The 25,671-nt window shown below is 45.9% G+C and carries 16 protein-coding genes; 13 read left to right on the forward strand and 3 right to left on the reverse strand.

Going from position 1 to position 25,671, the window contains the following annotated elements; genetic code table 11:
- Positions 1-10: 10 nt before the first annotated feature.
- The 4 genes from A8709_RS19480 (at position 11) to A8709_RS19495 (ending at position 2,992) form a co-directional block, all read left to right on the forward strand.
- Positions 11-877 (forward strand): AraC family transcriptional regulator, encoded by an 867-nt coding sequence (locus tag A8709_RS19480; RefSeq protein ID WP_065854230.1) that lies wholly within the window; start codon positions 11-13, stop codon positions 875-877.
- Positions 878-1,194: 317 nt separating this feature from the next.
- A complete protein-coding gene (locus tag A8709_RS19485; RefSeq protein ID WP_065854232.1) occupies positions 1,195-1,914 on the forward strand; it encodes an MOSC domain-containing protein in 720 nt (239 codons plus the stop codon).
- A 179-nt stretch (positions 1,915-2,093) separates the two neighbouring features.
- A complete protein-coding gene (locus tag A8709_RS19490) occupies positions 2,094-2,573 on the forward strand; it encodes a hypothetical protein (protein ID WP_065854234.1) in 480 nt (159 codons plus the stop codon).
- A 65-nt stretch (positions 2,574-2,638) separates the two neighbouring features.
- Positions 2,639-2,992 (forward strand): VOC family protein, encoded by a 354-nt coding sequence (locus tag A8709_RS19495; RefSeq protein ID WP_065854236.1) that lies wholly within the window; start codon positions 2,639-2,641, stop codon positions 2,990-2,992.
- A 123-nt stretch (positions 2,993-3,115) separates the two neighbouring features.
- Here A8709_RS19495 and map read toward each other — a convergent pair whose 3' ends face one another.
- Both map and A8709_RS19505 read right to left on the reverse strand, forming a co-directional pair.
- Positions 3,116-3,862: a type I methionyl aminopeptidase gene (gene map, locus A8709_RS19500; protein ID WP_065854238.1), complete on the reverse strand. Its 747-nt coding sequence runs from the start codon at positions 3,860-3,862 to the stop codon at positions 3,116-3,118.
- 7 nt (positions 3,863-3,869) lie between these two features.
- Positions 3,870-4,454: a TetR/AcrR family transcriptional regulator gene (locus A8709_RS19505; protein ID WP_065854240.1), complete on the reverse strand. Its 585-nt coding sequence runs from the start codon at positions 4,452-4,454 to the stop codon at positions 3,870-3,872.
- Positions 4,455-4,656: 202 nt separating this feature from the next.
- Here A8709_RS19505 and A8709_RS19510 point away from each other — a divergent pair, with 202 nt between their 5' ends.
- The 6 genes from A8709_RS19510 to A8709_RS19535 all read left to right on the forward strand — a co-directional run bounded on the left by A8709_RS19510 (position 4,657) and on the right by A8709_RS19535 (position 11,924).
- Complete coding sequence (locus A8709_RS19510) at positions 4,657-5,232, forward strand: dihydrofolate reductase family protein (protein WP_065854242.1); 576 nt, start codon at positions 4,657-4,659, stop codon at positions 5,230-5,232.
- 412 nt (positions 5,233-5,644) lie between these two features.
- Positions 5,645-7,765 (forward strand): pectate lyase family protein, encoded by a 2,121-nt coding sequence (locus A8709_RS19515; RefSeq protein ID WP_065854243.1) that lies wholly within the window; start codon positions 5,645-5,647, stop codon positions 7,763-7,765.
- A 147-nt stretch (positions 7,766-7,912) separates the two neighbouring features.
- Positions 7,913-8,491, forward strand: coding sequence for a DUF1003 domain-containing protein (locus tag A8709_RS19520; protein WP_065854245.1), 579 nt, complete (start codon positions 7,913-7,915; stop codon positions 8,489-8,491).
- Between the two features lie 210 nt (positions 8,492-8,701).
- Positions 8,702-9,556 (forward strand): helix-turn-helix domain-containing protein, encoded by an 855-nt coding sequence (locus A8709_RS19525; RefSeq protein WP_065854248.1) that lies wholly within the window; start codon positions 8,702-8,704, stop codon positions 9,554-9,556.
- Between the two features lie 82 nt (positions 9,557-9,638).
- Entirely contained in the window at positions 9,639-11,045 is a 1,407-nt protein-coding gene (locus tag A8709_RS19530) for an ADP-ribosylglycohydrolase family protein (RefSeq protein ID WP_065854250.1), read from the forward strand.
- A gap of 468 nt (positions 11,046-11,513) precedes the next feature.
- Positions 11,514-11,924 carry a hypothetical protein gene (locus tag A8709_RS19535; RefSeq protein ID WP_065854252.1) on the forward strand — a complete coding sequence of 137 codons (411 nt, stop codon included), beginning with the start codon at positions 11,514-11,516 and terminating at the stop codon, positions 11,922-11,924.
- 84 nt (positions 11,925-12,008) lie between these two features.
- Here A8709_RS19535 and A8709_RS19540 read toward each other — a convergent pair whose 3' ends face one another.
- Positions 12,009-16,697, reverse strand: a complete 4,689-nt coding sequence (locus tag A8709_RS19540) for a X2-like carbohydrate binding domain-containing protein (protein WP_065854254.1) — start codon at positions 16,695-16,697, stop codon at positions 12,009-12,011.
- A 203-nt stretch (positions 16,698-16,900) separates the two neighbouring features.
- Between A8709_RS19540 and A8709_RS19545 the strand changes: the two genes are divergently transcribed.
- The 3 genes from A8709_RS19545 to A8709_RS19560 all read left to right on the forward strand — a co-directional run.
- Complete coding sequence (locus A8709_RS19545; protein ID WP_065854256.1) at positions 16,901-18,442, forward strand: tannase/feruloyl esterase family alpha/beta hydrolase; 1,542 nt, start codon at positions 16,901-16,903, stop codon at positions 18,440-18,442.
- 1,077 nt (positions 18,443-19,519) lie between these two features.
- Complete coding sequence (locus tag A8709_RS19555; RefSeq protein WP_084225169.1) at positions 19,520-22,039, forward strand: winged helix-turn-helix domain-containing protein; 2,520 nt, start codon at positions 19,520-19,522, stop codon at positions 22,037-22,039.
- 257 nt (positions 22,040-22,296) lie between these two features.
- Positions 22,297-25,671, forward strand: a 3,375-nt coding sequence (locus A8709_RS19560; RefSeq protein WP_141692596.1) for a fibronectin type III domain-containing protein, incomplete at its 3' end; no start/stop codon positions are given.

The raw sequence follows: 25,671 nt of genomic DNA on the forward strand, positions 1-25,671 counted from the left end.
TATCAGGATTATGCTGGAGCATTTAAACAAAGCTTTAAGCTATATTGAGGAAAATCTTACTGAGCGTGTGGACTATCAGGAGGCAGCGAGAATTGCCTGCTGTTCGGAATATCATTTTACACGGATGTTCTCATTCCTTGCAGGCATTCCACTGTCAGAATACATCCGCCGGAGACGCTTAACTTTGGCAGCACTTGAGCTAAGCCACAGTGACATCAAGATCATCGATGCTGCAATGAAATACGGATATACCTCGCCGGATTCCTTTACTAGGGCTTTCCAAAGCATGCATGGGATTACTCCATCAGATGCCCGGGTCCATGGACAGTCCCTCATAGCCTTCCCACGGATGACGTTTCAGCTGACTATTAAAGGAGGAAGTGAAATGAACTACCGAATTGAGGACAGAGAGGCTTTTCGCATAGTGGGGATCAAAAAACGAGTGCCAATCGTATTTCAGGGAGTGAATCCGGAAATTGCATCGATGTTCGAAGGACTCACGCCAGAAATGATTCATAAGATTAAGGGCTTCTCTAATACGCAACCTTCAGGACTAATTAGTGCTTCCGCGAATTTCAGTGAAGGGCGCATGGAGGAGAAAGGAGAGCTCGATCATTACATCGGGGCGGCCACAACGGATGAAGCACGAGATGGCTTCGCCCAGCTGGAGGTGCCAGCCTCTACATGGGCTGTATTCACGGCAGTCGGCCCTTTTCCTAGTGCGCTTCAAGAGATCTGGGGACGCATTTATTCCGAATGGTTTCCGTCCTCAGAATATGAGCTAAGCGAAGGGCCTGAGATGCTCTGGAATGAGCATAAAGATGTTACATCGCCACAATTTAAAAGTGAAATATGGATACCCATTAAAAAGAAATAAGCAGTGTTTTGTTGAAGTAACGAAAAACGATAGGTGAATTAAACAAGGAGTAGTCTGCGACAGCAGCTGCTCCTTGTTTGTATGATGAGAGGGATACTTGTAATATGTGCTAATATAGAAATGCAATGATTTTCGTGCTTCTAATTGGATAGAGGTAAATAGACGAATCAATGATATGTAAAAACCGAAGAGGATATCTTTATCGGACTGATTTTTTTACTATTATTCGAATTAAATGGAGAATCTTTTGATGATTTCTTTGTACTTGATTAAACAAAAGCATAAGTCATACATTACACATACGGAGGGACAGCGAAGTGTCTAATAATGTTGGCCAAATCAGCGAGATCTATCGTTTTCCAGTCAAATCGTTCGGGGGAGAACGGTTGGAAAGTTGCGATATTGAACAATACGGCATGCGGGGGGACCGGATTTGTTCGTTCTATGACGAAACGAAAAAGGATTGGTTCAAATATATTACCGCACGAAATATCCCCAATATGTTGAACTATCAAGCACGTTTCGTGGACGGAGACATCGAGGTTACAAGCCCCGAAGGGCACAGCTATGGCTGGGACGAGCATTTACTCGCCGAATTGCAAAACCAGACGAAAACGCATATTACGCAATCGCAAATGATGGCGCCGAATCCGGAAGCGAAAAACGTGCCATTGCTTTCGGTCGAAGCTGCAAGTATTTTGCTTGTGACGGACGCTTCGCTAAGAAAGCTCGAATCCATGTGGGGCAAGCCACTCGATCCGCGGCGCTTCCGAGGTAACTTCGTCTTGAAGTTGAACGACGACGCACCTAACGAAGCCGAGTGGGTCGGCAAAAGGATCGTCATTGGCGAAGTCGAGCTGCAGGCTGACAGCTTGTGCGAGCGCTGTGTCGTGATAACCATGGATCCGGACACGCAGAAGAAGGATTCTTCCTTACTCAAGCTCGTGAACCAAGAATTTGGTTTGATGTTTGGTGTATACGCCTCCGTCGTCCGGACGGGGCGAATCCGACTCGGCGATGAAGTGTCGATTGGCTAATCTGAATGTTACAGGATACCCTGGCAGCCGGCCATGAAGATCGGTTGCCGTTTCCATAATTGGCCAAGGTAGCGAATCATCAAGAAATATCGATTTTCAGTAACTGTAATTACCCATTATTTGGTATAATAGTACCCTAATCTAAATAAGCTTAACGAATCCAGGTTAGGAGTGAAGAAATGAATTTCAACAAAAAGCTAATTATTTTTGTGAAGATTTGTTTATTCGTGTTCACTTTTCTGCTTGTAAGTGCATGTAGTCAAACTGAGAAACATGAAACTATTGAGGTTTTTGCAATAGAAACATTTGACGACCATCAAAATGATAAAGGATTCTTTGAACGAACGGGTTACAAAATAGTGAATGCCATAACCACTATGGAGGAAGGGAAAACCAATGTGAAATCGGACATGAAATCTGTTGAGGATTTTTATGATATGGAAGGCAGTTATGTACAAACAGAAATAATCCATTCCTATTCAAACAAATCTAAATTGTTACTCACTGAAGAAGGAAATACCCATAAAGATAAACTTCAACAACCCTCCACAATTCTTTTATCACCTGATAATTTTAAAAATTTAAAATTAAACAATTTGACCCAGGAAGAAAAAGATCAGGTGAAAGAACACTTGCTAGCTATTATGAAAAAGCTGTAAGCGATAGGGTTCCTATTTGAGCACACCATTATTATGTCAATCTGCTTATGACTGGGAGGTTTGAAATGAAGGTCAAACGAATCGTCGCCAATATAAATACGAAGGATATCACGGCAGCGAAGTGTTTTTACCAGGATGTACTCGGCCTTGATTTAATGATGGATCATGGTTGGATTAGAACGTATGGTTTAAACGAGGAGATGGGCATTCAAATTAGTTTTGCCTCACAGGGTGGCTCAGAAACGTCTACGCCTGATCTATCGATTGAAGTCGATGATGTCGATGCTGCATTAGAAGAAATGAAGAGAGCTGGATTTCCGATTGAATATGGACCTGTGAATGAACCATGGGGCGTTCGAAGATTCTATGTTCGCGACCCGTTTGGAAAGCTTATCAACATTCTTGCTCATGACCATTGATACACTAACGGCTAACTGCAAAGGGAAGCTGGTTTGTTCAACTAACTGGAGACTGATAGTTCAATATGACAAGGGCTGCCGGGAGGCAGAAGTCGACCCTCTAGGGGTCGACTTCTTTTTATTCTATTGCTCAGTCAAGATTTGTGGACCTTCAGCCGTGATGGCGATTGTATGCTCGTATTGGGCTGCGAGCTTGCCGTCCAGTGTCCGAGCTGTCCAGCCATCCGGATCGATTGACATGAGGTAGGTGCCTTCGGTGAGCATTGGCTCGATCGTGAACACCATGCCTTCCTTGATGCGGAGGCCTTTGCCAGGCTTGCCGACATGCATATAGTTCGGCGCCTCGTGCAGGTCCCGGCCGATGCCATGCGCGAGTAGGTCACGCACGACGCCGAATCCGTTCGATTCGGCATGCCGCTGGATCGCGCTCGTCACGTCGCCGAGCCGATTGCCGGGCTGCGCCTGCGCGATACCGAGGTCAAGGCATTCCTTCGTGACGCGCATCAGCTTCTCGGCTGTCGGCGAAATCTTCCCGACCGCATAGCTCCAGGCTGAATCGCCGAGCCAGCCGTCGAGCTCCGCGACCGTGTCGATCGTCACGATATCGCCCTCCTCAAGTGGCTTATCTTTAGGAAAGCCATGCGCAATCACGTCGTTGACGGAGGCGCAGGTCGCATATGGATAGCCCTTGTAGCCCTTCGTGTAGGGCTTGGCGCCGTGCTTCAAGATAATGTCCTCGAAGATGCGCTCAATCTCGTTCGTCGTGATTCCCGGTTTGATAAGTGGAGCGATCGTGCGATGGCATTCGGCGACCACTTGGCATGCCTTACGGATAGCCTCGATTTCATACGTGCTTTTTAAAATGACCATGTTCGTATCACGACTCCTTCGTAATAGCTTGCATCGCGAGCTTAGCGATTCGATCGACGTCCAGCTCGGAAGTACCCGCATAGTAGTGCAGCCCACAGCAGCCGACCAGCACGGCAAGCATATGGTCGACGCTGTCGTCTTCGCGCTGGGCGATCGTTTGGAGAGGAACATACAGCCGTTCCATGAATCTTCTCTTGGTGGAGTTCCGATCCTTCTCAGGCAACCCAGAATAATGTTCCGCCGCCATTTTATAGACGAGATATGCGCGGGCGTCCGACTGCCACAGCCGGAGCAGCGCCTTGCAATACGTTAACATCTGCCTCTCATCCTGGCTGCCGTCGTAGATGTTAGCCCATTCGGCTAGGGCTTGCTCACATCGCTCGAAGCCACTGCTCAGCACATCTTCTATTAATAAATGTCGGTTGGGGTAATAATGGTATACCGTGCCGTAACCGATCTCGGCCTCGCCGGCGACGTCGCGAATATCGAAGCTGCCGCCCGTGTGGAAGTAGGTGCGAGCCGCGGCGTCAAGGATTTGTTCACTGCGCTGCATGCGGATGAGCTCGTTTTGTTCTTTGGTACGGGGGCACATGAACGCGTACACCTCCTTATATAGACCTGCAAATTTGTCGATATAAAAATAGTAACGCATGAGGTGGGAATATGCAAATGATCTGTTAGTTATCAGACGATAATGCACAGTCCAGCTTAGCAAGTCATAAGAATCAATCCAAGCAGAAATGTGCTAGAATATAATCATGTAGACATCCCTCATGAACAAAGGAGCACTGAAAATGAGAAAACTCGTTCTATTTTTGCACGCATCACTTGACGGTTTTGTAGAAGGACCAAAAGGCGCAATGGACATTGGCTGGATTTCCTACAATGGTGAGTTAGAGAAATACGCGAAAGAAATTCTAAGTACTGCTGACACCGTCATTTGGGGACGAGGGACTTATCAATTAATGCACGGTTATTGGCCATCTGTGCCTTCGGACCCATCAGCTACAGAGTATGAACTTAATCATGCCGAGTGGATCGATAAGACAGCCAAAATCGTTTTTTCCACGACGCTGGACAAAGTTGAATGGAACAATTCCAGACTGGTGAAAGAAGATGTCGAGGAAGAGATCAAGAAGCTCAAACAGCAGCCAGGCAAGGATATGGTCATCCTCGGCAGTCCAAGGATCGCACATCACCTTATGCAGCTTGATTTAATCGATGAGTATAAAATTACAGTTTCTCCCGTCCTGATCGGTAGCGGGTTACGGTTATTTGAAGGTCTCAAGGAGAAGGTCAATCTTAAACTTATCGAAAACAAGACCTTTGATTCTGGCGCCATAGGGCTCGTTTACCAGTCGGTTAGATGATCTTTGTCTCCTATAAATAGATTACGCTAACGATTAATGTTTGTTGAATACTCATTTAGCGGCTTTCGGTTTATATACTATAACAGCGGCAGTCTAGGACATTCTTCTCTCGTCCTAGATTTGCTGCTGTTTTTGTATTTAAAGAATTACAGTTCTTCTATAAGCGTCCTAGTTATTTGAAAATTTACCTTCGATTATCATATATCTCGATGATAATCATTAGCTCAGAAAATGGAAAATATGAGCAAATGATTGTTTCGGAACTGCATTCGAGGCTGTTAAGCTGAGGGTGTTCGAAAGATGGAGTCGATTTTGGGCTGAGATGAGAAGAAGGGGGGATAAAGTAAATTCGCAAGTGTTTTGTAAGCGGTTTCGAAGGCGCAACTACCACTTAAATGCGGGAGGAATTAGATTGAATAAAAGTGTTGCAAAGCTAACGAATTACGTTTTATTGTTTGCACTAGCGCTATCGATAATCGCAAGTGGAGTGGCCAGTAAGACCGTGCATGCTACTGGTCTTTCGATCACGAGCAGTGGAGGCTGGAATGAGACGGCCTATGTCGAATGGTCACCAGTAAGCAATGCGCAAGGGTATAATGTATATGTTAAACCTGCAAATGCAGCAGATTCTCAATATAAACAAATGGATACGCAATTAATCCGAAGATATGCTGCCTATTGGAGAGCTGACGCTGTAGGACTTGCAGCTGGAAGTTATGTAATGAAAGTTGAAGCCGCTCTGTCAGATGGTTCAAAAGAAAGTACAGTTTCCAACACGATCTCCGTAACGGCACATGACAGATCGGGTTTTGCATTTGCAGGAAACTCACCATTTGGCACAGGCTCAGGTGCTTATAGTGACGATGGAACACTAAAGAATGGTGCTCAAGTCATTTATATAACATCTGCGACTGCGCAAACCGTAACTCTGGATGTGATAACCAGCAGCTCAGGTTCGAAACAAACAGGTGTTGGTCTGGGTGCAATTCTGGCACTAAGACAAAAAGGCTATGATAAAACACCGCTTGCGATCCGATTTATCGGAAAAGTGACGGATGCTGATATGAGTGGACAATTGAACAGCAGTGGATTTCTCCAAGTAAAAGGGAATACCAATTATGCTGAAATGAATATGACATTAGAAGGTATCGGACAAGATGCTTATGCTTACGGATGGGGATTCCTACTTAGAGCTGTCGGAAATGTAGAAGTAAGAAACTTTGGTATTATGTTATTCCCTGATGATGGTATTTCACTTGATACAGGTAATGTTAATGTTTGGGTGCATAATAATGATATTTTGTATGGAAAAGCAGGCGGAGATGCTGACCAAGCCAAAGGTGATGGCTCAACTGACCTTAAAAAAGGATCAACGTATCTTACAATCTCTTATAATCATTATTGGGATTCCGGTAAAGCTGCGCTAGTCGGTTTTGATGATACAGCAGAATTCTTTGCAACCTTTCACCATAACTGGTTTGATCATTCAGACTCTCGTCATCCACGGATACGGACAGGATCCATTCATATCTATAACAACTTCTTTGATGGCGTTTCCAAATATGGTGTAGGTGCGACAACAGCAAGCAATGCATTTGTAGAATCCAATTATTGGAGAAATGCTCATAATCCACTAATGATTTCTTTACAAGGCACAGATATTAAAGATGGTGCTGCTAATGGCACTTTCTCCGGTGAAGCAGGCGGTATGATTAAAGCCTACAATAATATCATTGATAATCCGAATAGTCTGATCTATGCAAATTCCAATGCGGGAACAGCGTTAGCTAATGCAACATCCTTCGATGCCTACTTAGCTTCGTCTAGAAATGAAACAGTTCCAGGCTCATACAAAACGCTGGTAGGTGGAACCGCATATAATAACTTTGATACGTTAAAAGATTTAGGGGTCAATGTAGCTGACATTGATAACGTAAACAATGTTGAACAAGTTGTTACGGCAGAAGCTGGTCGCTTAAATCATGGAGATTTTACGTGGGATTTCGTTGATTCAGTGGATGACACTTCCTCTAGCCTTAATTCAGCACTGATGACTAAAATACGTAATTACACAACTCAGCTTGTAGCTGTAGGGGGAAATTCAACAGCGCCAACATCTACCCCAGCACCAACGTCTACACCTACTCCAACTGCAACACCTGCGCCAACAACGACTCCAGCACCAACGTCAACTCCAGGTACCTCCATTGTTCATAACTTCACCTCAGATGGAAAGACAAGCAGCGTCTTCACAATTGTAGGGAACCTTTCGACTAGTAAGGGTACAGTTGTCTATAGTGGGTTAACATTAACACAATGCCTAAAAATGGAGAGTACTACCAATGTTGGGTTTACCACATCGACAGCTAAAACTTTAACATTAGTGTTTAATCCAGCAAACGGACTTAAAGTCAAAGTAGACGGAACAAGTTATGCAATGACGAATGGCATTGTCAGTGTATCACTTGCGCCTGGCGCACATACCATCACAAAAGAAGATGTTACAAATCTGTATTACATGAAACTAGAATAGTCAGCTTTTATCAGGAGCTTGCCTTGGGCAGGCTCTTTTTTGCTTGCATTGATGTAAGGGACTTTACCCGAATAACATACAACCAATAGGTTAAAATAAATGAGGTGGAATCATGCCCTAATTGTGTATAAGGATGGGAATAGGGAAATGGCGAAAGAAAAGATAAATAACAATATCGAATTTGATGAGGCCTCGATCATTCAGGGCTTTGATATTGAGCTGAGCGAAAAAAATGCGCAACGGATAGACAGATTAGTTGACGATTACGAAAATAGTATTCTCAATCGAGTGGATGAAGCCTATTCAGACCAAACAACATTTACGGATCGTCTTGCAGATCGTATTGCGAAGTTCGGTGGAAGCTGGACGTTCATCGGTTACTTCGGTGCCTTGCTAGTGGCTTGGACGATATGGAATACGCTTCCTTTCTTCAAGCCTTTACATTTTGACAAACCTCCATTTATTCTACTGAACCTGTGCCTATCTTTTCTTGCAGCCTTTCAAGCACCCATCATTATGATGAGTCAAAATAGGCAAAATGCCCGAGATAAACACGAGTCCGTGATCGATTTTGCCATAAATTATAAAGCCGAACAAGAAATTGATGATATTCAAAATCACCTACACCGCATTGAAGAAAGTGGATTGCGAAACAAAGAAGAATTTTACAGTGAGTTGCTGCAGATTAAACAGATGCTTGCTTCAATTGAGTCTAAACTAAGTTAGCAGGCTAAGTCAGAACAATAACAACATATAGCCAGATAAACAAAGCAGGGCGCGAGAGCGACCTGCTTTATTTATTGTAGTATCGGAGCAGGTTAACAAGATGACAGTGTAGAAGTAATAGATCACTTTGCTAGCCTGTATCCTTCAGACCACGAAGTATTCACGGTAGTTAAATCGCATATATTCATTCCAAAGGTAGGTCGAAACCCAATGAAGCAAAAAATAGAATATGATAATCTCATTCCAATTAATGCGTATCTTTGGTGTCCAAAACCTTACCCACAGCCCCTGCATTTCCATTCCAGTTTGGAGATTGGTTATTGTCGGGAAGGCAGAGGGAAGTTTATTTTTGAAAATAAGCTGTATGAAGTACGCAAAGGTGATGTCTTTATTGTAAATAATACAGAGCTTCATATTGCCCAGTCGGCTGAGCACGATCCAAGCCGTTATATTTTTCTGAACTTTGATCCGAGTCTCTTTCTGGAAGAAGATGAGAAGTTATTACTGCCATTCGCCTATCGATCCGAGAGATTTGAGAATCATATTGCTGCTGGAACACCGCTTGCCCAGCAAATCGGGGTATTAATTCAACAGATTTACGAGGAACTGAATGCGAAATCGGAGGGATATCTGACCATTGCTCGCTGCAAATTGCTGGAGCTGGGTGTTACTCTGCTTCGCCATTACAGGAGCGGGTTCAGTAATGAACAATGGGTAAAGATGTCCAATTCGCAGCGTGAGATCAAAGAAATGTTGCTTTTTGTGAAAGAACGGTTTCAAGAGCCGCTTCAACTTACAGATGTTGCTGCTCATCTAGACTGGAGCACCGCGCGGACAAGCCGTTTTTTCAAGGAACACACGGGCAGCAGCTTTATCACGTATATAACTCAGCTGCGCATTAGTGAAGCTAAGAAACAACTTGTCACGAACCTGGAAAGTATCGCGGACATTAGTTTTTCCAGCGGGTTTCAGAGCTTGGCGTCCTTTTATCGAGCCTTTAATTCTGATGTTGGTATGTCACCTCAAGAGTATCGTAAACAATTTGGCGTTAAGCAATTATTTTGAGAAGTGTGAAGGAAATTGAGAAGATTCGCTAGAATTAAATTCGTATAATCAGCTTAAATCTTACATTAAAGGTGGTTTTACGATGGCTGGCTGGGAGCGATTAAAGAACATTGTACATTTGGAAATGATACAAAGGGGAGAAGAAGGCTGCGATGTAAGCGGGTTTCAGGACAAATGGGCCTCAGCTGGAGAAGATGAAACGAAGCTGATGGACGTCTACCATCAGTTGATGGCGCTTGAAATTAGTGCTGATTATCCATATATAGAACCCTCGGATTTGCCTGGTATTCTTGCGGCGAGGCCTGAAGGACCACGACAATTAGCAGCCGATAAATCTGAAGCCGAATGGCTCAATCAATTTCATGGTGCGTGGCTCGGTCGAAGTATCGGATGTGCCTTGGGTAAACCGCTTGAACATGGTCCATTTATGGCGGGCAGCGGGGGCAGAGCCGGATGGAAGAATGTTGAGCTATGGTTCAAGGGAGCCGATGCTTGGCCAATTCGCGGATATACGCCCGAGAGTTCACGGGCGTCCATCGAGTACGATTTGAAATTGAGTCATTGGTGTATGAAAAGCATGAAAGAACACATTCAGTTTATGGAAACTGACGATGATATCCGTTATACCGTATTAGGTTTGATTCTTTTAGAGAAGAATGGTTTGGATTTTGATAGCTGGGATATTGGCAAGCTGTGGCATATGTATCTTAGCTATCAGCAAGTCTGTACAGCAGAGACGCAGGCATATTTGAATTTCGCTCAGGTAACCTCTCATATGCAAGGTGAAAAAACGGAAGATTGGGCACAGAAGAGTGAATGGGTACGTACATGGTTAAATCCGTATCGCGAATGGATTGGCGCTCAAATCAGAGCGGATGGCTTTGCTTACGGTGCGGCTGGAAATCCTGAGTTGGCAGCGGAATTAGCTTGGCGAGATGCTTCCTTTTCCCATGTGAAGAACGGTATTTATGGGGAAATGTTTGTGGCCGCCATGATTGCAGCAGCTTTTAACGAATCGGATAATGAACGTATTGTGGAAATTGGGCTTAGTGAAATTCCAAGCAATTGCCGGTTGGCTCATGATATTCGCAAAGCGGTAGACATTGCGCACAATGCCGTTGACCAATTGGATCTAGTTGATCAGATCTGGGAAGCGTTCAAGCACTATCATTGTGTGCATACGAACAATAATGCAGCCTTAGTTGCTGCGTCGCTCATCTTTGCGAAGGATGATTTTGAGCTAGCCATTACGACAGCCGTGCTTGGCGGTTGGGATACGGATTGCAACGGAGCTACAGTTGGATCCATTATGGGGGCGAAGCTAGGGGCGGATAAGCTGCCGGCCTCTTGGGCAGAACCGCTTCACGATACGCTATACTCAGAGGTGAGAGGGTTCCATCCGATCGCGATTTCGGAATGCGCGAAGCGCAGCTATGAGGTATTTAAGAAGATTTCTGCTGAAAATGAGGCAAGACATACGTTTTCATAATTTTATGCAAAGGGATGAAAGACTGGCCTAAGGGGCTGGTCTTTTTTACATTCATCGGATCACCTAGCTGACAAAATCGCAAAAGAAACAAGACACGACAGCATTGTTGTTTGGCCGCTGGAAACGTAACATTAAGGCTAAGAAGCAATTCTCATTCCACTGGTTAGTGCAAGTATTTTTGACAATAGTTAATATTGGTTAAATATATTGTATATAATCCGATGCTGACCTCTTCCGATTGCTTGATGTTCTAGAGACACAACAGAGCCGAACGTCTTAATTTTCGCTTTTAAAATTCCCTTTAAATGCAACTAGGAGGGGATTCTATATGGCCATAAATTGAAGAGAAAATAAAGGATGATAAATTAGTCCAAAGATGCCAATACTACTATTTAGCAGCAATTAGTTTACCTGAATCATAAATTGCCCATATGGAATAGATCCAATATGTGTTAGGAGTGACTAAACATGATGCACTATTATTATTCGGATAAAGTTCATATTTTTTGGGATGATGTGATCGAATCCGTCGTGATTCGTTGGACGTATTTAGCTCATGAAGAAGATTTCCGTGAACCACTTCATAAATTGGTTGAATTGGCAGCTATAAAAAAGTCTAAGAAAGCTTTATTTGATGAAAGTCATAGTCTGTTTATCGCAAAAGACACACAATGGTTATCCGATGAGTGGCTTCCTAAACTCTTAGATGCTGGCATCATCTATATCGCGACTGTTTTCCCAGAGAATACATTGACTAATATCGACATAAGAAATACGATCGAAAAAAAAGGTGATAATGAGTTGGTTCATCGTGAATTCGATAATTTACATAGTGCAGTTAACTGGCTAGATGGGGCACCCGTCGGATGCGTTAATTAATCCATATATTGAGCTTGTTTACTACACTTGCTGGACGTATAAAAGGAAAGGCAGCCGATTTTCGGCTGCCTTCTGCTCATTTGCCTACTCTACAATCTGTTCTCCACCGGTCGCTAACGGCTCAAAGGAATGGCTGACCGAAGCTTCCTCAATGTCATGAATCGCCCAATGATTGTCTGGAACGTCAGTCCAAGGTGAGTGCTTCACCCCGTTAAGCGGTCCTCTACCTAGTACACGATTAATGACAGTGACTGCTTCTGCACGAGTGAGTGGTTTGGCGGGACCGAAAGAGCCATCCCCATAGCCATTCATGTAGCCCGCACCTTGTGCAGCTTTGATGGCGTCTTCGGCCCAAAGGCCGGACGTATCGGTAAAGCCTGTTCCAGTTCCCGTAGGATTCACTGCGAGTCTGATCGCAAGAGCAGCCATTTCCGTTCTGGTGATTGGTTGGTCTGGCTTGAAGGAACCGTCTACGTAACCTTGCATGATGCCCATTCGCGAAACTTGAGTGATAGCGTTGTAAGACCATTGATCAGCCTTCACGTCAATGTATTCGCTGCTGTTGTCTGATGCCTGCTTGGTTACGATGCGTGAAAGAATCGTAGCCATCTCTGCACGGGTAATGCGATTTTCTGGGTGAAACAAGCCGTTTTCATAGCCTTGGATGTACGGTTCGTGCGTGAACGTCAATGACTTACCATCCACTTTCAAAAGCGCGAACGTGCTGAACTTACTTGTCGTAAATTGAATGCCACGGCCACCTTCGAACGTTGTGACAGTCCCTTTTTTAAACTCCGTAGTCCCGTCGCTATGCTCGATATAGACACCAAGCTGCTGAATATCGGCTTCACTTATATCTGCAGGAAGCGGAAGGACAAGGGTAACTTCATGATTTTGTAGATTAGTCACAATGTCTACAGGGCGACCAACTAGAGCTGCTTTTCCGCCTCCAGCAACACTGAGAACGACTGTCGCCGCATTGGCGCGACGTTCCAAATCTTTGCCTGCATCTAAAGCTTTGGCAGGAACAAGGTTGAAAAACATGTCGTCTTGCAAGTTCTTCAGTGAGCTGTTCGGTATTTGGACTTTGACATTACCTGTGTCGAGGTCAAGGCCAAGCCCGCTATCACCTAGTAAGCCGAGTGAATCTTTACCTACTTCAACATGGGTTATTGCCACGTCATCTTTGGTGTCGGGTAGGGAAATGACAGCTGATTTGGCTCCAGAGGTCTGGGACTTCTGTATGAGCATTTTCGCATTGTCACTCGAAATCTTAACTTCTTCTTTGTTCGTACCGTCGGCTTGTGTTGTACGAATGACGTTAACTGGGCTGTTGTCATTACTGTTGCCCAATCCGCTTCCAGTTTGAGGTTCAGAAGGCGCACTGCCAATTTCGGCAATATTGAATTTAAGCGCATCTACCAGCATATAACTGCCTGATTTTTTAACAACCTTCAGCGTGTGAGAGCCATTCGCAAGAGAGGATATGTGGTAAAGACTGTGTCCAGCACTCCGAATCGTTGAATAGGCATTGACCGTTTCCTTCAACTGACCATCGATATAGATGTCCATGTCGCCAAGTTCTGGCCCTGTAGGTGAGAGGATTTCGATACCACTTCCTGTGAATGTATAGAGGAAGGAGTCTCCGTTCACAGAAGTCGCATGAACATCATCTCCATAATCACCTTGAAAAGCAAAAGTAAGCTTCAGGGTTCCGACAGGTTGGGCAGCGAGATATTCTTTTTTTATCGTTACTTGATTGCCGTTTATTACGTAATCTGTAGCTTTGATAAGCGTATTAGCACCGTTTGTAATGCTGTGCAAGCTCTCAGCGTTGCCAATGATGTTAACGCTCACATCTGCTGCTGCCGTTTTGTTGAAGTCGGCTGCAGAGATATCAATTAGGTCGGATTGCTGTACCTTAAGCGCATCTACTAACATGAACTGCCCAGACTTCTTGACGGCTTTCAGCGTATGAATACCAGGTGTCAAATTCATAACCTTATAGACTTCCTGTTGAGCATCGTTATGTGCGTTTGCTCCATAGGTGTGCGCAGTTCCATGAAGTTGACCGTCTATATAGATGTCCACATCGCCTTGGCCCTGGTCGACTTCTGTAATATAGGTAATTCCAGTACCATTGAATGTATAGGTGAAATAGTCATTGTTTTGCTCAACATAATGGACGTCTTTGCCGTAATCGTTAATAGGGCGGTTAGTACTGCGGTTCCAAGCACCCGTGTAGTGAATTTCCGGGTTGTCATCGTTGATGTAAGTGAATCTGCCAGGAGATGCTGAATTACTGATGGTTATGGCTAACGTTCGCGGGTTTCCGGAACTGAAGGTGAAGGTCAAATTCGTCAATCCAATAGGCTGTTGGGTCAAATAGGACTTCAAAATTTTCACAACACCGTTTGTAATCGTGTAGTCCTGTTCAGGCGTCAAGCTGACTGAGCCGTTCATGATGCCTGTCAGACTGTTGCTGCTGCCAAGTGTTAGTGTTGCCGTGACGTCCGCTTGTGCGGATGTTTTCTTGTCAAAGACGGCAGTTGAAGGATTGAGCGACGTGCCAGTAACTGCGATGGACAAGGATTGCGTGTCACCGCCAGCAAAGGCGAAGTTTAGCTGAACCGGGCTTCCCGAAGGCTGTTGTAACAGGTATTCTTTTCGAATCGTTACCACATTGCCGCCGCTTATTGTGTAATCTGTAGTTGGCTGCAACGACGTTGTGCCGTTTTTAATGCCTGTCAGCGAGCTAGCACCAAGGGGAAGACTCGTCGTGATGTCAGCAGGTTGATCTTTGTCAAAGCTGTTCGCAGAAGGTTGGCCAACCAGCGTTTCGGTCGTCACCTTTAAAGCATCCAGAATGAAATAGTATTGACCGGAGCCGTTTCTTACCGCTCGCAACGTGTGCGCTCCCTGCGGAAGATCGGCGATACGATAGACGGAATATTGACCTGACTGCTGAGGACCTTCAGCGTCTACCGTGTCTTTCAGCTGCCCATCAATATAAATGTCCATACGTCCATTGGAAGTACCCTGTTCCGAGAACAGCTCAATGCCGGTTCCCGTGAAAGCGTAGCTGAACTCTGGCTCTGTGCCATTTTCAGACTCGCCATAATGCACGTCACCTTGGTAGTCACCATAAGATCTTCCGCCACTATATCCCCATTTGTTCGAATATTGGATAGACGGATCCGTATCGTTAATATAGACGGCGTGAGAGACCGTAGTGCCACCTGCATTGTCTTGCGTTGGCATATTATTTCCACTCAGACCGACAGGAGCGGGAGCGGAGTCCGCAATTGCAATTGATAAGTCTTGGGCATCGCGAGCTAGTTCTTTACCGCCGTTGCGTGTCCATGTGCCTGTGTATCTCATGCCTGTGTCATCGTCGTTGACAACAGAGCTGCCTTTAAGCGCCGTTACTTTGAATAAACGCGAAGCGTGCGGCTCCAAGGAAACTGGACCATAACCAGACGTGTAAGTGCCTAGTTCAGTATGGCTCCATAGGTCGCGTACAGAGGCAGTGCCGCTCAGACCGATGTCGCTCCAGTTAACGGTAATCGGAGCTGCTTTGTTGCCCAGATTGAAAAGAGCAACTGTATAGGTTCCGTCACCATTATTGGCATACCAAACTTGCTGATTCGTCGACGTGGATACCGGATGTACAGGGCGTCCGGCTTGATTGACAGCGATGACTTCGTCGTTCGTCAGTAAGTCAAGACCGTAAGCGTCGAGGTTCGACAGGTCGTCGCCTGTATAGAACTGAGCGGATGAAGCGGCCCATAATGTGGCTGCTGTTTGTCTTTCGTCCTTGGTCAAACCAGAGGTAGAACCGTTGCCGACATTCAAGGAGTCGAAATCATTCCATCCTCCAGGTCCAGCATCGCGCCACCACAGAGCAGCGTCGGGAAATAATCGCGCAATATTGGCCCATTGCGTCATACCGACTTCAGGGTCATAGGATTCTACATCCCAATCGACCCGCCAGCCGTTCGCATATTGTTTCCAATAATCCACGTAATTGTGATCCAGCGCCCAGGACAGCTCATACCAAATGTGATGTCTGCTCAGTGCTGTTGACCAGGCTTTGACATCGTCACGCGCATCGATACTGACGTCGTTATGCCCGGAACCGGGCGTTACGCTATCGAATTTGACGAAATCGATACCCCAAGAGGCAATGATATCTGCAACCGAATCAATATATTTTTGGGCACACGGATTGCTGAAATCGATTTTGTAGCCGATATTCCAGTAATCTGCATACTTATAAGGCTTAACAACAATATCACCGATTGTACAGCCAGGTGCGTTATAAATCGGCAAGTTTTGGGCTACTGCATCCGGCGAGACGCCTGGGATGAGATAGATGCCAACTTTCTGCCCGTTTCCATGGATATAGTCGACGAGATTCTGGAAACCTCCTGGATAAAGCGTCGTGCTGGGTACCGGTCTGCCGTACTCGTCCATGCTGCCGTTCCAGCCCGCATCGATATTGATATATTTGAATCCATGTGCCTGCAGTTTTTCATGCATAGCGTCAGACATCTTCTTAATCTTGGCTTCGGAAATCCAATTGCCGGATGGACCGTCGTAGACCTGCATACTGTAACTGCTCCAGCCCATATAAGGTTTCTGTGCCAAACCATTGTCAGCAGCCATAACTGTGCCTTTGCCAGACGGGACGTAGCCGATCTGAGCGATGACAACGATGGCGAGCAACAAACCCAGCCATAGCTTCCTTTGGCGTTGCAATCTGCTTTTCATCTTCACTTGTCTCCTTTGTCGTTGAACTGATATCATTATGTAAGCGTTACCGGTCTTACACACGTCCGATTATATAGGAACAATTCTGGGCCTGAATAGGTACACTTCTGCCGTAAACCGTACACTTGCCCGAATTAGAAACTCTTTTGATAAAAGTAATGGCAAGAAAGTTCAGTTAAATATGGAAATAGGAGATGATTTTATTGGAATTATGGGAAGAGGTTTTTAAAAATGCCGAGATACGAGGCGGCACTATCACATGCGCCGAAATGGTACTGCATGGAAGTTTTTCTCTGCCCGACGGTAAAATGATCAGCGACTTACCCGCATTTTGCCGCATTGCGGTCAATCTGAAGCCAACTCCTCAATCGAACATCCAAGTAGAGATTTGGCTGCCTGAAGAGAATTGGAACGGTAACTTTCTCGGCACGGGTAATGGCGGCGGTGCTGGTTCCATCTCCTATGCTCCACTTGCATTTGGGATACGGCGAGGCTATGCAACGGCTAACACGGATCTAGGCACGTCACCTAATGCGGATTCTGCCGTTGGTCAACCCGAACGATGGGCGGATTTCGGCCATCGTGCAACACACGAGATGACAGTAGTTGCGAAGGAAATCGTGGCATTATTTTATAAAAAATCGGCCAAATACGCTTATTTCATCGGCTGTTCAACAGGTGGCCAACAAGCGTTAATGGAAGCACAACGTTATCCGTCTGATTATAATGGCATCATCGCAGGTGCTCCTGCTAACAATCGCACTCACTTGCATACGGGATTTCTTTGGAATTTGAAAGCAATGAATCAATCATCAGGCGCGATGTTGTCGGAAGAACAACTAAAATTAGTAACACAAACTGTGATCGATCAATGGCAGGGAAATGATGGCGGCGCTTCGGAAGATAACTTCTTAACCGATCCGAGGAGATGCGATTTCGATCCGGATACGATTCCTACTAGAAATGCGACGGATAACAACAAGGGTCTCACAAGTGAACAATTGTCCGGACTGAAGCAGATTTATGCGGGACCCACCAATCCAAGAACGGGAGAACGGATATATACACCACTCCCCTATGGAAGCGAGAGTATTCCAGGTGGGATAGGTATCCAACAAGATCCTGAGCTAGTGTCGTCGTTGTTGTATTTGTTTAAATGGGCATTTGGCGCTGACTTTGATTATACGAAATTTGATTTTGACCGAGATTTGGATACATTGAATGACAGACTGGCTCCGTTACTAAATGCGAATAATCCAGATTTAAGCGAGATGAAAGAACTTGGTGGGAAAATATTGATGTACACGGGGATGTCTGATCCTCTCGTCCCTTATCAGGATGCGCTACATTACTATGATCGAGTTATTGAAGATCAGGGGGGACTCTCCCAGACGCAAAGTTTTTTCAGATTTTTCCTTGTGCCAGGGATGGGGCATTGTGGAGGTGGACCGGGGCTAAATGATATTGGGCTTGGAGGCTCTCCATACGTTCAGCAAGATCGTGAACATGATGTTTTATCTGCTTTAGTTGCATGGGTGGAGCATGGAATAGCACCGGAGAAAATTATTGCGACAGCGTTCAAGGATAGTTTTGCTCCGAATGGGGTTAGTTTTCAGAGACCTATCTACCCCTACCCACAGCTGCCTGAATACGTCGATGGAGATCCGACATTACCTTCTAGCTATCAAGGTGTTCATCACCCGCAGGGTGGAGTTTTGATTCCTGCGGAGAGATATCTTATTTAGAAACCACATGATATAAAGATAAAGCCACTCCTGCCAATGGAGTGGCTTCTTTGAATAGAACTTCTCTTTTATTTCATATTACTCTGTCGGAGCTGGCAAGAACTATGTCGGCAAACAACTAATGAGACAAACCGCCTGCGCGCTCAAACATATTGGCGTGCACAAGGCAGCAAAGATACCGCATGCAGATTTGCAAGCGTTCCCAATTCGAATGCAATTCGCATTGCATGCGGGATCAGCGGTCGCGCTTTTGCGTCCACGCGGAATTAGTTTTTTTAATACACGCTCAAGTTTAATAAATAGTCGTTTAAGGGCAAGTTGGAGCGATTTATCGATGCTGATCCTCAATGTCGTGCCATCTTTGAATCTTATTTTTTTGGTACGCGTGCAAGAACACGAGCAGCCACATTGACAACCGCTTTCAAGTTTAACGGGAACGATTGCTTTCTTATTAATGAATCCTCTAGCAGTGATATGATTGTTTTTCTCATGGAGTATGATGTTGGCACTGGAGGCGCCGTGCACTTGTTTACCAAAAGAAGCAGTGATTCTGCTGGATGTGCGATTCAGAGATTGTATTTTGAACGTTACGAAGTTACATGCATTCTGTGTGATGTTTAGTAAAATGTCGGAGACACCTCGACGGGGGTTTAAAACCAATTCGATGTTCGCACTTAAGATGCCTTCTTGCTTGGATTTGATGCTAGCTGTTGCAAAAAGGGTGGTCGTTCCGTTGACTGTGCGTAGAAGCCCGGGCATAGATATCACTTCCTCAATCCATATGGTTTGTACCCTCACAACATATGTGAAACCAAAAGGTTCGGTGTGGGTGAATAACTAGAATGCCCTAGCCTCTAATAGAAATAGAACGGAGTAGAGTGCCGAGTAAGCTATTTCTTTTGTGCATGAAAGTAGAGCTGAATCATAGTCGTAATTAACAGGATTTGAGGATTAGTTTGCAGAATTCATAGACGAACACTTCAATTTCGAAAGCGGGGGAATAACTTGATAGTGCCACCATTGATTTGAATTAGATATAATAAGAAATAGATAAAAACAGCCAAATCCGAGGTGCCTATGATGATTCTGAGTACCAAACTTCATATCCCGCAAACGCGGCGCGATGACCTTGTTGAGCGAGCGGCGATCAACGTGCTATTAAATAAAGGATTAAAGAGCAAACTTACATCCTTAACGGCTCCCGGAGGGTACGGCAAAACAACAGCTTTGAGTCAGTGGCTGCAGCAGTCCGTCATACCTGCCGTATGGATTTCCTTGGGCCCTCAAGATAATGATCTGATTGAGTTTTGGAGCTATACGATCGCTGCAATCAATAGTAAGATTCCCCAATTTGCAGAAACGGTCACCCCCTATTTGTCTTCCTTAAAATCGGGAGCGTTCGAGTCATTCATATCAGCCATGATTTGCGAGCTTGAGAATCACTCGGATGAATTGGTCTTGGTTTGGGATGATTATCACGCGATTGATCATGCCTCCATTCATGCTTCGGTGGCTTATTTCCTTGGCTATTTGCCCACTCACATCCACCTCTATGTAACAAGCAGGGCTGAAATGCCCTTTCCTACGGCAAGGCTGCAGACAACAGGCCAAATGGTGAAAATCACGATTCAGGAGCTGCGATTTCAACTTGCGGAGGGAGTTCGTTACTTTCAGGAGTGCATGGGTTTGCCACTGTCGGGAGACAAGATAGCTGATCTAGTCAACCGCACGGAGGGATGGATCAGCGGACTGTATCTTGCGGCTATATCGCTGCAAAGAAGTGGCAATTATTCGGATTTTATCCGCGGCTTTAGCGGGCAACACCGCAGCATATCCGATTATCTGTTTCAGGAGGTTTTTAGTCTCCAGTCGAGCGAGATTCAGTCCTTTCTATTGGAAACTTCGATCGTAGATAGGATAAACGGCCCGTTGTGCGAGACAGTTACCGGAAGAACGAATTGTCAAGAGCTGTTGGAAATGCTTGAACAGCATAATCTGTTCATTGTTTCATTGGATGATCAGCGGGAATGGTATCGCTATCATCATTTATTTTCCGAGTTTTTACGGAGGCTTTTCCGGCAGAGGTATGCGGGACAATCGAAGGAATTGCATGTCAAGGCAGCTCGTTGGCTGGAGGAGCACGGATTTTTAGAAGAAGCGGTAGAGCAACTGTTTATGGACGGGCAACATCATGAAGCAAGCACAATGATCGAAAAGCATCTGCAAAATCTTCATGTGAAGAGAGGGGTGCTTTATCGATGGTTGCGCGAGCTCCCGGAGACCTGTTTTACTGGAAAGCCGGGCATTCAGTTTCTTTATGTCAAAGTGATGGTAGAAACCAATGAATTGGAGTTGGCACAAGCAAGACTTCGCCTAATGGAGGACAAGCTATCGGATCAGGAATGGAAACCTTACGCAGGAAATGTTCATTTTTTGTCCGCTGCTGTTTCTTTTTACCGGAGAGACTTTCGGCGGGCTAATGAATATTTTGAGGTTTTTGATCGCCATACACCGGAGGGCAGCTACGTCCAGATGATTGAAGCGAATTCGTATTCGATGTATTTCGACACATTATTGAGCTTTTTCAATGATTTACACGATGCGGAGAGATTCTTTTATAAATGGATCAAGGTATGGGAAGCTAGAGACAATTACCCCTACGTCGGTTTTTTCTACAATACGTACAGTTTGCTGTTATATGAATGGAACCGCTTGGAAGAGGCTGAAGTTTATGCGGAGAGGGTACTGAGGTCGACGTGCATGCAGCCCTATGCCCTTATTCTGTTAAGTGCTTCTATTAATGCTGCGCGCATCTGTCAGGCCAAAGGAGATTCGGCCAAAGCTTTTGAATGGCTGGAGTGGGTCAAACCTAAGATCGATTCCGTGGATAAAAGAATGTTTATGAGACGGATAGAGGCGGAGAAGGCAAATTTGTCGCTTGCGAACGGTTCTTTCGATGAGCGGTGGCTTCAAACTTGCGGCATCAAGCATACCGATACGATCCCGCCCGGTCCGATCAAAGAATATCTTATTTTGGCAAATGCGCTTATGGAACAGGGGGAAGTTGATGACGCTTTGCACCTGCTGGAACAATTGTACCAGCTTGTCGATAAGGCTGATCGGATCTGGGATAAGGTTAAGGTGACCATCCTGCAAAGCATGGCTTTTTATCAAAAAGGAGATATGACGAACGCTGTAATGAAGCTGGAGGCGGCACTCCAATCGGCGGAACCGGGGAAATACATCCGAAGTTTCGTGGATGAAGGGGCCAAGATGGCTGAGCTGTTGCGTGAATATATCCGGCAAAGGCAGACGGGCGCTAACCGTAAGACTGCGAGCACGCGTTACGCCAGGGAATTACTTCTGCTAATATCGGATTCTATGAATGAGACTGGAAGCTCGGGTGCCCTGATCACGAAACAGGAATTGAAAATATTAAAGATGATTGATATGGGGCTCTCGAATAAACAAATCGCCGAACAGCTTCAAATCACTGCCGAAACGGTCAAGAGTCATCTGAAAAGTATGTATAGAAAACTTCATGTGAACAGCAGGGAACAGGCATTGAAGCAAGGAAAAGAACTCCAATGGTTGTAGAGCAGTTATCGCAATTGAAGGAAATCATAATTATACAATACATTTTGGAATCGTGTATATCCCCCATTTTATTACCCTCTATCCCCCTTGGATGGGGGATTTTTTTGTTGGGACGAAAGTCATAGAATGAGAGGGAAAGTGGCAATAATCGACAAGCGCGGCCAGGGAAATATCGTTATTTGTCGGCTCAAGTAATCTTGTATCGCTGCATCGTCGGTTGCAATCATAATGATAAATGAAGAGGTGTATACGAAATTATGAAGCTATCTATATCAGGACTTAAGATGTGGTCTTCCCGATTAGGGAGGATTGTTCTGGCATTTCTACTCGCCTTAATGCTCATCCCCTTCATGGGGGCAGGCAAGGCTGCCCATGCGACTTCGCCAACGTGGACATCGGTGGGGCAGACCTTGCAACCTTCAAGCGTGAATGCCTCAGTCAATGTAAACGGTAAGTTATATGTGGGTACGGCTAATGGCAGCAATGACGTATGGACGTACAGTAATGGGGAGTGGACGCAGCTAATCGGTTCGCCGGGTCGCGTGTTTTCTCTGGCAAATGTAAACGGCACGCTGTATGCAGGGGTTTATAACGGCAGCAGCGACGTCTGGTCGTACGATGGAACGACGTGGACGCAGGTGGTGGGCTCGCCGAGCTTTGTGTCTTCTTTGATTAATGTGAACGGTACTTTGTATGCGGGGTTTCAAGGTGAAGGCAATGCTATAAAGTCGTACGATGGAACGACGTGGACGACGGTGAGTGACTCACCGAGCTATGTGTATTCTATGGTTAATGTCAACGGTACCTTGTATGCGGGGTCGGTGATTAATGATAGACCTGATATATGGATGTGCAGTAGCGGGACGTGCGCGCAGATGAGTGATTCGCCGAGTAAAGTGTATGCCTTGGCGTATGTAAACGGTACGTTGTATGCCGGGGCGCAGAACGGGAGCAATGACGTTTGGACATACAGTAACGGGACGTGGTCGCAGATGACGGGTTCGCCAGCTCGAGTGGATACCTTAGTCGATGTAAACGGCACGTTGTTTGTTGGGGCAGAGGACTATGGGAACGGCACATGGTCATACAGCAGCGGGACGTGGGCGAAGATGACAGGTTCGCCGGGCTATGTGAGAACTATGGTTGATGTAAACGGTACCTGGTATGCAGGCACTAATTCTGGCAGCAATGCTATGTGGGTGTACAGTAACGGAAATTGGCTGCAGATGGGCGGAATGCCGAGCAAAGTCCAAACCACGCTTAATGTAAACGGTACGTTGTATGCGGGGACACAGACTGGCAGCAACGACGTATGGATGTACAATAGCGGGACTTGGACGAAGATGATAGGCTCGCCGAGTCGTGTGTACGCTTTAGCCGAGGTGAATGGCACGCTATATGCGGGTACGCAGGCCGGTAGCAACGCTGTATGGATGTATAGTGGCGGGACATGGACACCGATGACCAACTCGCCGAACTACGTGTATGCCTTACTTAATGTAAATGGTACGTTGTATGCGGGAACGGCGAACAGCAACGGCGTATGGATGTACAGTGGCGGGACATGGATGCAGATGACAGACTCGCCGACCTACGTGACTGCCTTGCTCAATGTGAATGGCACGTTGTATGCGGGGACGCAGACTGGCAGCGAAGATGTTTGGATGTACAGTAGCGGTACATGGACACAGATGAATGATTCACCGAACAACGTGAATTCCTTGCTCAAAGTAAATGGTACCTTGTATGCGGGGACGCAGACCGCCAACGGTGTATGGTCGTACAGTAATGACACATGGTTGCCGATGGACAGCTCACCATCCTACGTGAGTTCCATGGCAGAAGTAAACGGCACGCTTTATGCCGGAACGTTACAAACCGGCCAAGATGTATGGGCATTTACTAACGGGACGTGGACACAGCTAAGTGGCTCTCAGTACAGTGTGAATACCTTGCTCAATGTAAATAATGAGCTATACGCAGGGGGCTATTATAGTGGTTTAGAAAAGTTTGTCTCTCCAGGAGCGCCTGATAACCTGCAATCTAGCAGCACGACGTCCACATCAACTACATTATCGTGGAATGCCATAACTGGGGCAACCGGCTACAACATCTACGAGAATGGTGGGAATACGGCGATTGCTACCGCGACTAGCGCCACCTATATGGTTAACGGACTGACGCCGAACACCGCGTATACATATACGGTGAGCGCCTTTAATCTCGCTGGCACATCAGTACAAAGCGGAGCGGTTCATGTTCAGACACTGAGTACGGCAAAAGCCATTACAGCATTTAATTTTGTTGGATTGCACCCAGCGGTAACGGGAACGGTTAACGATTTGGACGGGACAATTGCATTGACTGTGCCATACGGAACAGATGTAACGACACTAGTCCCAACGTTTACAACATCGGGAGCCAGCGTGAAGGTAGGAAGCACTCTACAAGAGAGTGGAACAACACCGCAGGATTTCACTCATCCAGTAATGTACACGGTTGTAGCGGAAGATAACACGACTCAAGACTACACGGTGACCGTAGCGGTTGCAGCGAACTCTGCGAAGGCTATCACAGCATTTGGTTTTGCGGGATTGAGCCCAGTGGTCACAATTGATGAATTGAATAAGGCCATCGCGTTGACCGTACCATATGGAACGGATGTAAGAGCCTTAGTGCCTACTTTTACAACAACGGGAGCTAGCGTGACGGTGGGAGGCACTGCACAAGAGAGCGGAATAACACCGCAGAATTTCACTAATTCAGTAACAAGTCCAGTAACGTACACGGTTGTAGCGGAAGATAACACGACACAAGACTACACAGTGACAGTGACGGTGGCAGCGAACGATGCGAAGGCCATTACAGCATTTGGTTTCGCGGGATTGAGCCCAGCGGTCACAATTGACGAATTGAATAAGGCCATTGCGTTGACCGTGCCATATGGAACAGATGTAACGACGCTAGTGCCAACGTTTACAACAACGGGAGTTAGCGTGACGGTGGGAGGCACTGCACAAGAGAGCGGAATAACACCGCAGAATTTCACTAATTCAGTAACAGATCCAGTAAGGTATACTGTTGTAGCGGAAGATAACACGACACAAGACTACACAGTGACAGTGACGGTTGCAGCGAACGATGCGAAGGCCATCACAGCATTTGGTTTCGCGGGATTGAGCCCAGTGGTCACAATTGACGAATTGAATAAAGCCATCGCGTTGACCGTGCCATATGGAACGGATGTAGCGACGCTAGTGCCAACGTTTACAACAACGGGAGCTAGTGTGAAGGTGGGAAGTACTGAACAATTGAGCGGAATAACACCGCAGAATTTCACTAATCAAATAACATATACCGTTGTAGCGGCGGACAATTCGACACAAGACTACACGGTGACAGTGACGGTTGCAGCGAACGATGCCAAGGCCATCACAGCATTTGGTTTCGCGGGATTGAATCCAGTGGTAACGGGAACAGTTAACGAGACGGACAAGACCATAGCATTGACCGTGCCATATGGGACGAATGTAGCGGCGTTAGTGCCAACATTTACAACAACGGGAGCTAGCGTGAAGGTGGGGATCACTGCACAAGTGAGCGGAACTACACCGCAGAATTTCGCTAATTCA

The organism is Paenibacillus pectinilyticus, from assembly GCF_001700435.1.
In the GTDB taxonomy this organism is placed as follows: Bacteria; Bacillota; Bacilli; order Paenibacillales; family NBRC-103111; genus Paenibacillus_E; species Paenibacillus_E pectinilyticus.

Coding starts and splice junctions, on each gene's coding strand:
- A8709_RS19540 (WP_065854254.1), bottom strand. CDS start 16,697: ATGAAAAGCAGATTGCAACGCCAAAGGAAGCTATGGCTGGGTTTGTTG.
- A8709_RS19510 (WP_065854242.1), top strand. CDS start 4,657: ATGAGAAAACTCGTTCTATTTTTGCACGCATCACTTGACGGTTTTGTA.
- A8709_RS19490 (WP_065854234.1), top strand. CDS start 2,094: ATGAATTTCAACAAAAAGCTAATTATTTTTGTGAAGATTTGTTTATTC.
- A8709_RS19530 (WP_065854250.1), top strand. CDS start 9,639: ATGGCTGGCTGGGAGCGATTAAAGAACATTGTACATTTGGAAATGATA.
- A8709_RS19535 (WP_065854252.1), top strand. CDS start 11,514: ATGATGCACTATTATTATTCGGATAAAGTTCATATTTTTTGGGATGAT.
- map (WP_065854238.1), bottom strand. CDS start 3,862: ATGGTCATTTTAAAAAGCACGTATGAAATCGAGGCTATCCGTAAGGCA.
- A8709_RS19480 (WP_065854230.1), top strand. CDS start 11: ATGCTGGAGCATTTAAACAAAGCTTTAAGCTATATTGAGGAAAATCTT.
- A8709_RS19525 (WP_065854248.1), top strand. CDS start 8,702: ATGAAGCAAAAAATAGAATATGATAATCTCATTCCAATTAATGCGTAT.
- A8709_RS19520 (WP_065854245.1), top strand. CDS start 7,913: ATGGCGAAAGAAAAGATAAATAACAATATCGAATTTGATGAGGCCTCG.
- A8709_RS19495 (WP_065854236.1), top strand. CDS start 2,639: ATGAAGGTCAAACGAATCGTCGCCAATATAAATACGAAGGATATCACG.
- A8709_RS19505 (WP_065854240.1), bottom strand. CDS start 4,454: ATGTGCCCCCGTACCAAAGAACAAAACGAGCTCATCCGCATGCAGCGC.
- A8709_RS19555 (WP_084225169.1), top strand. CDS start 19,520: ATGATGATTCTGAGTACCAAACTTCATATCCCGCAAACGCGGCGCGAT.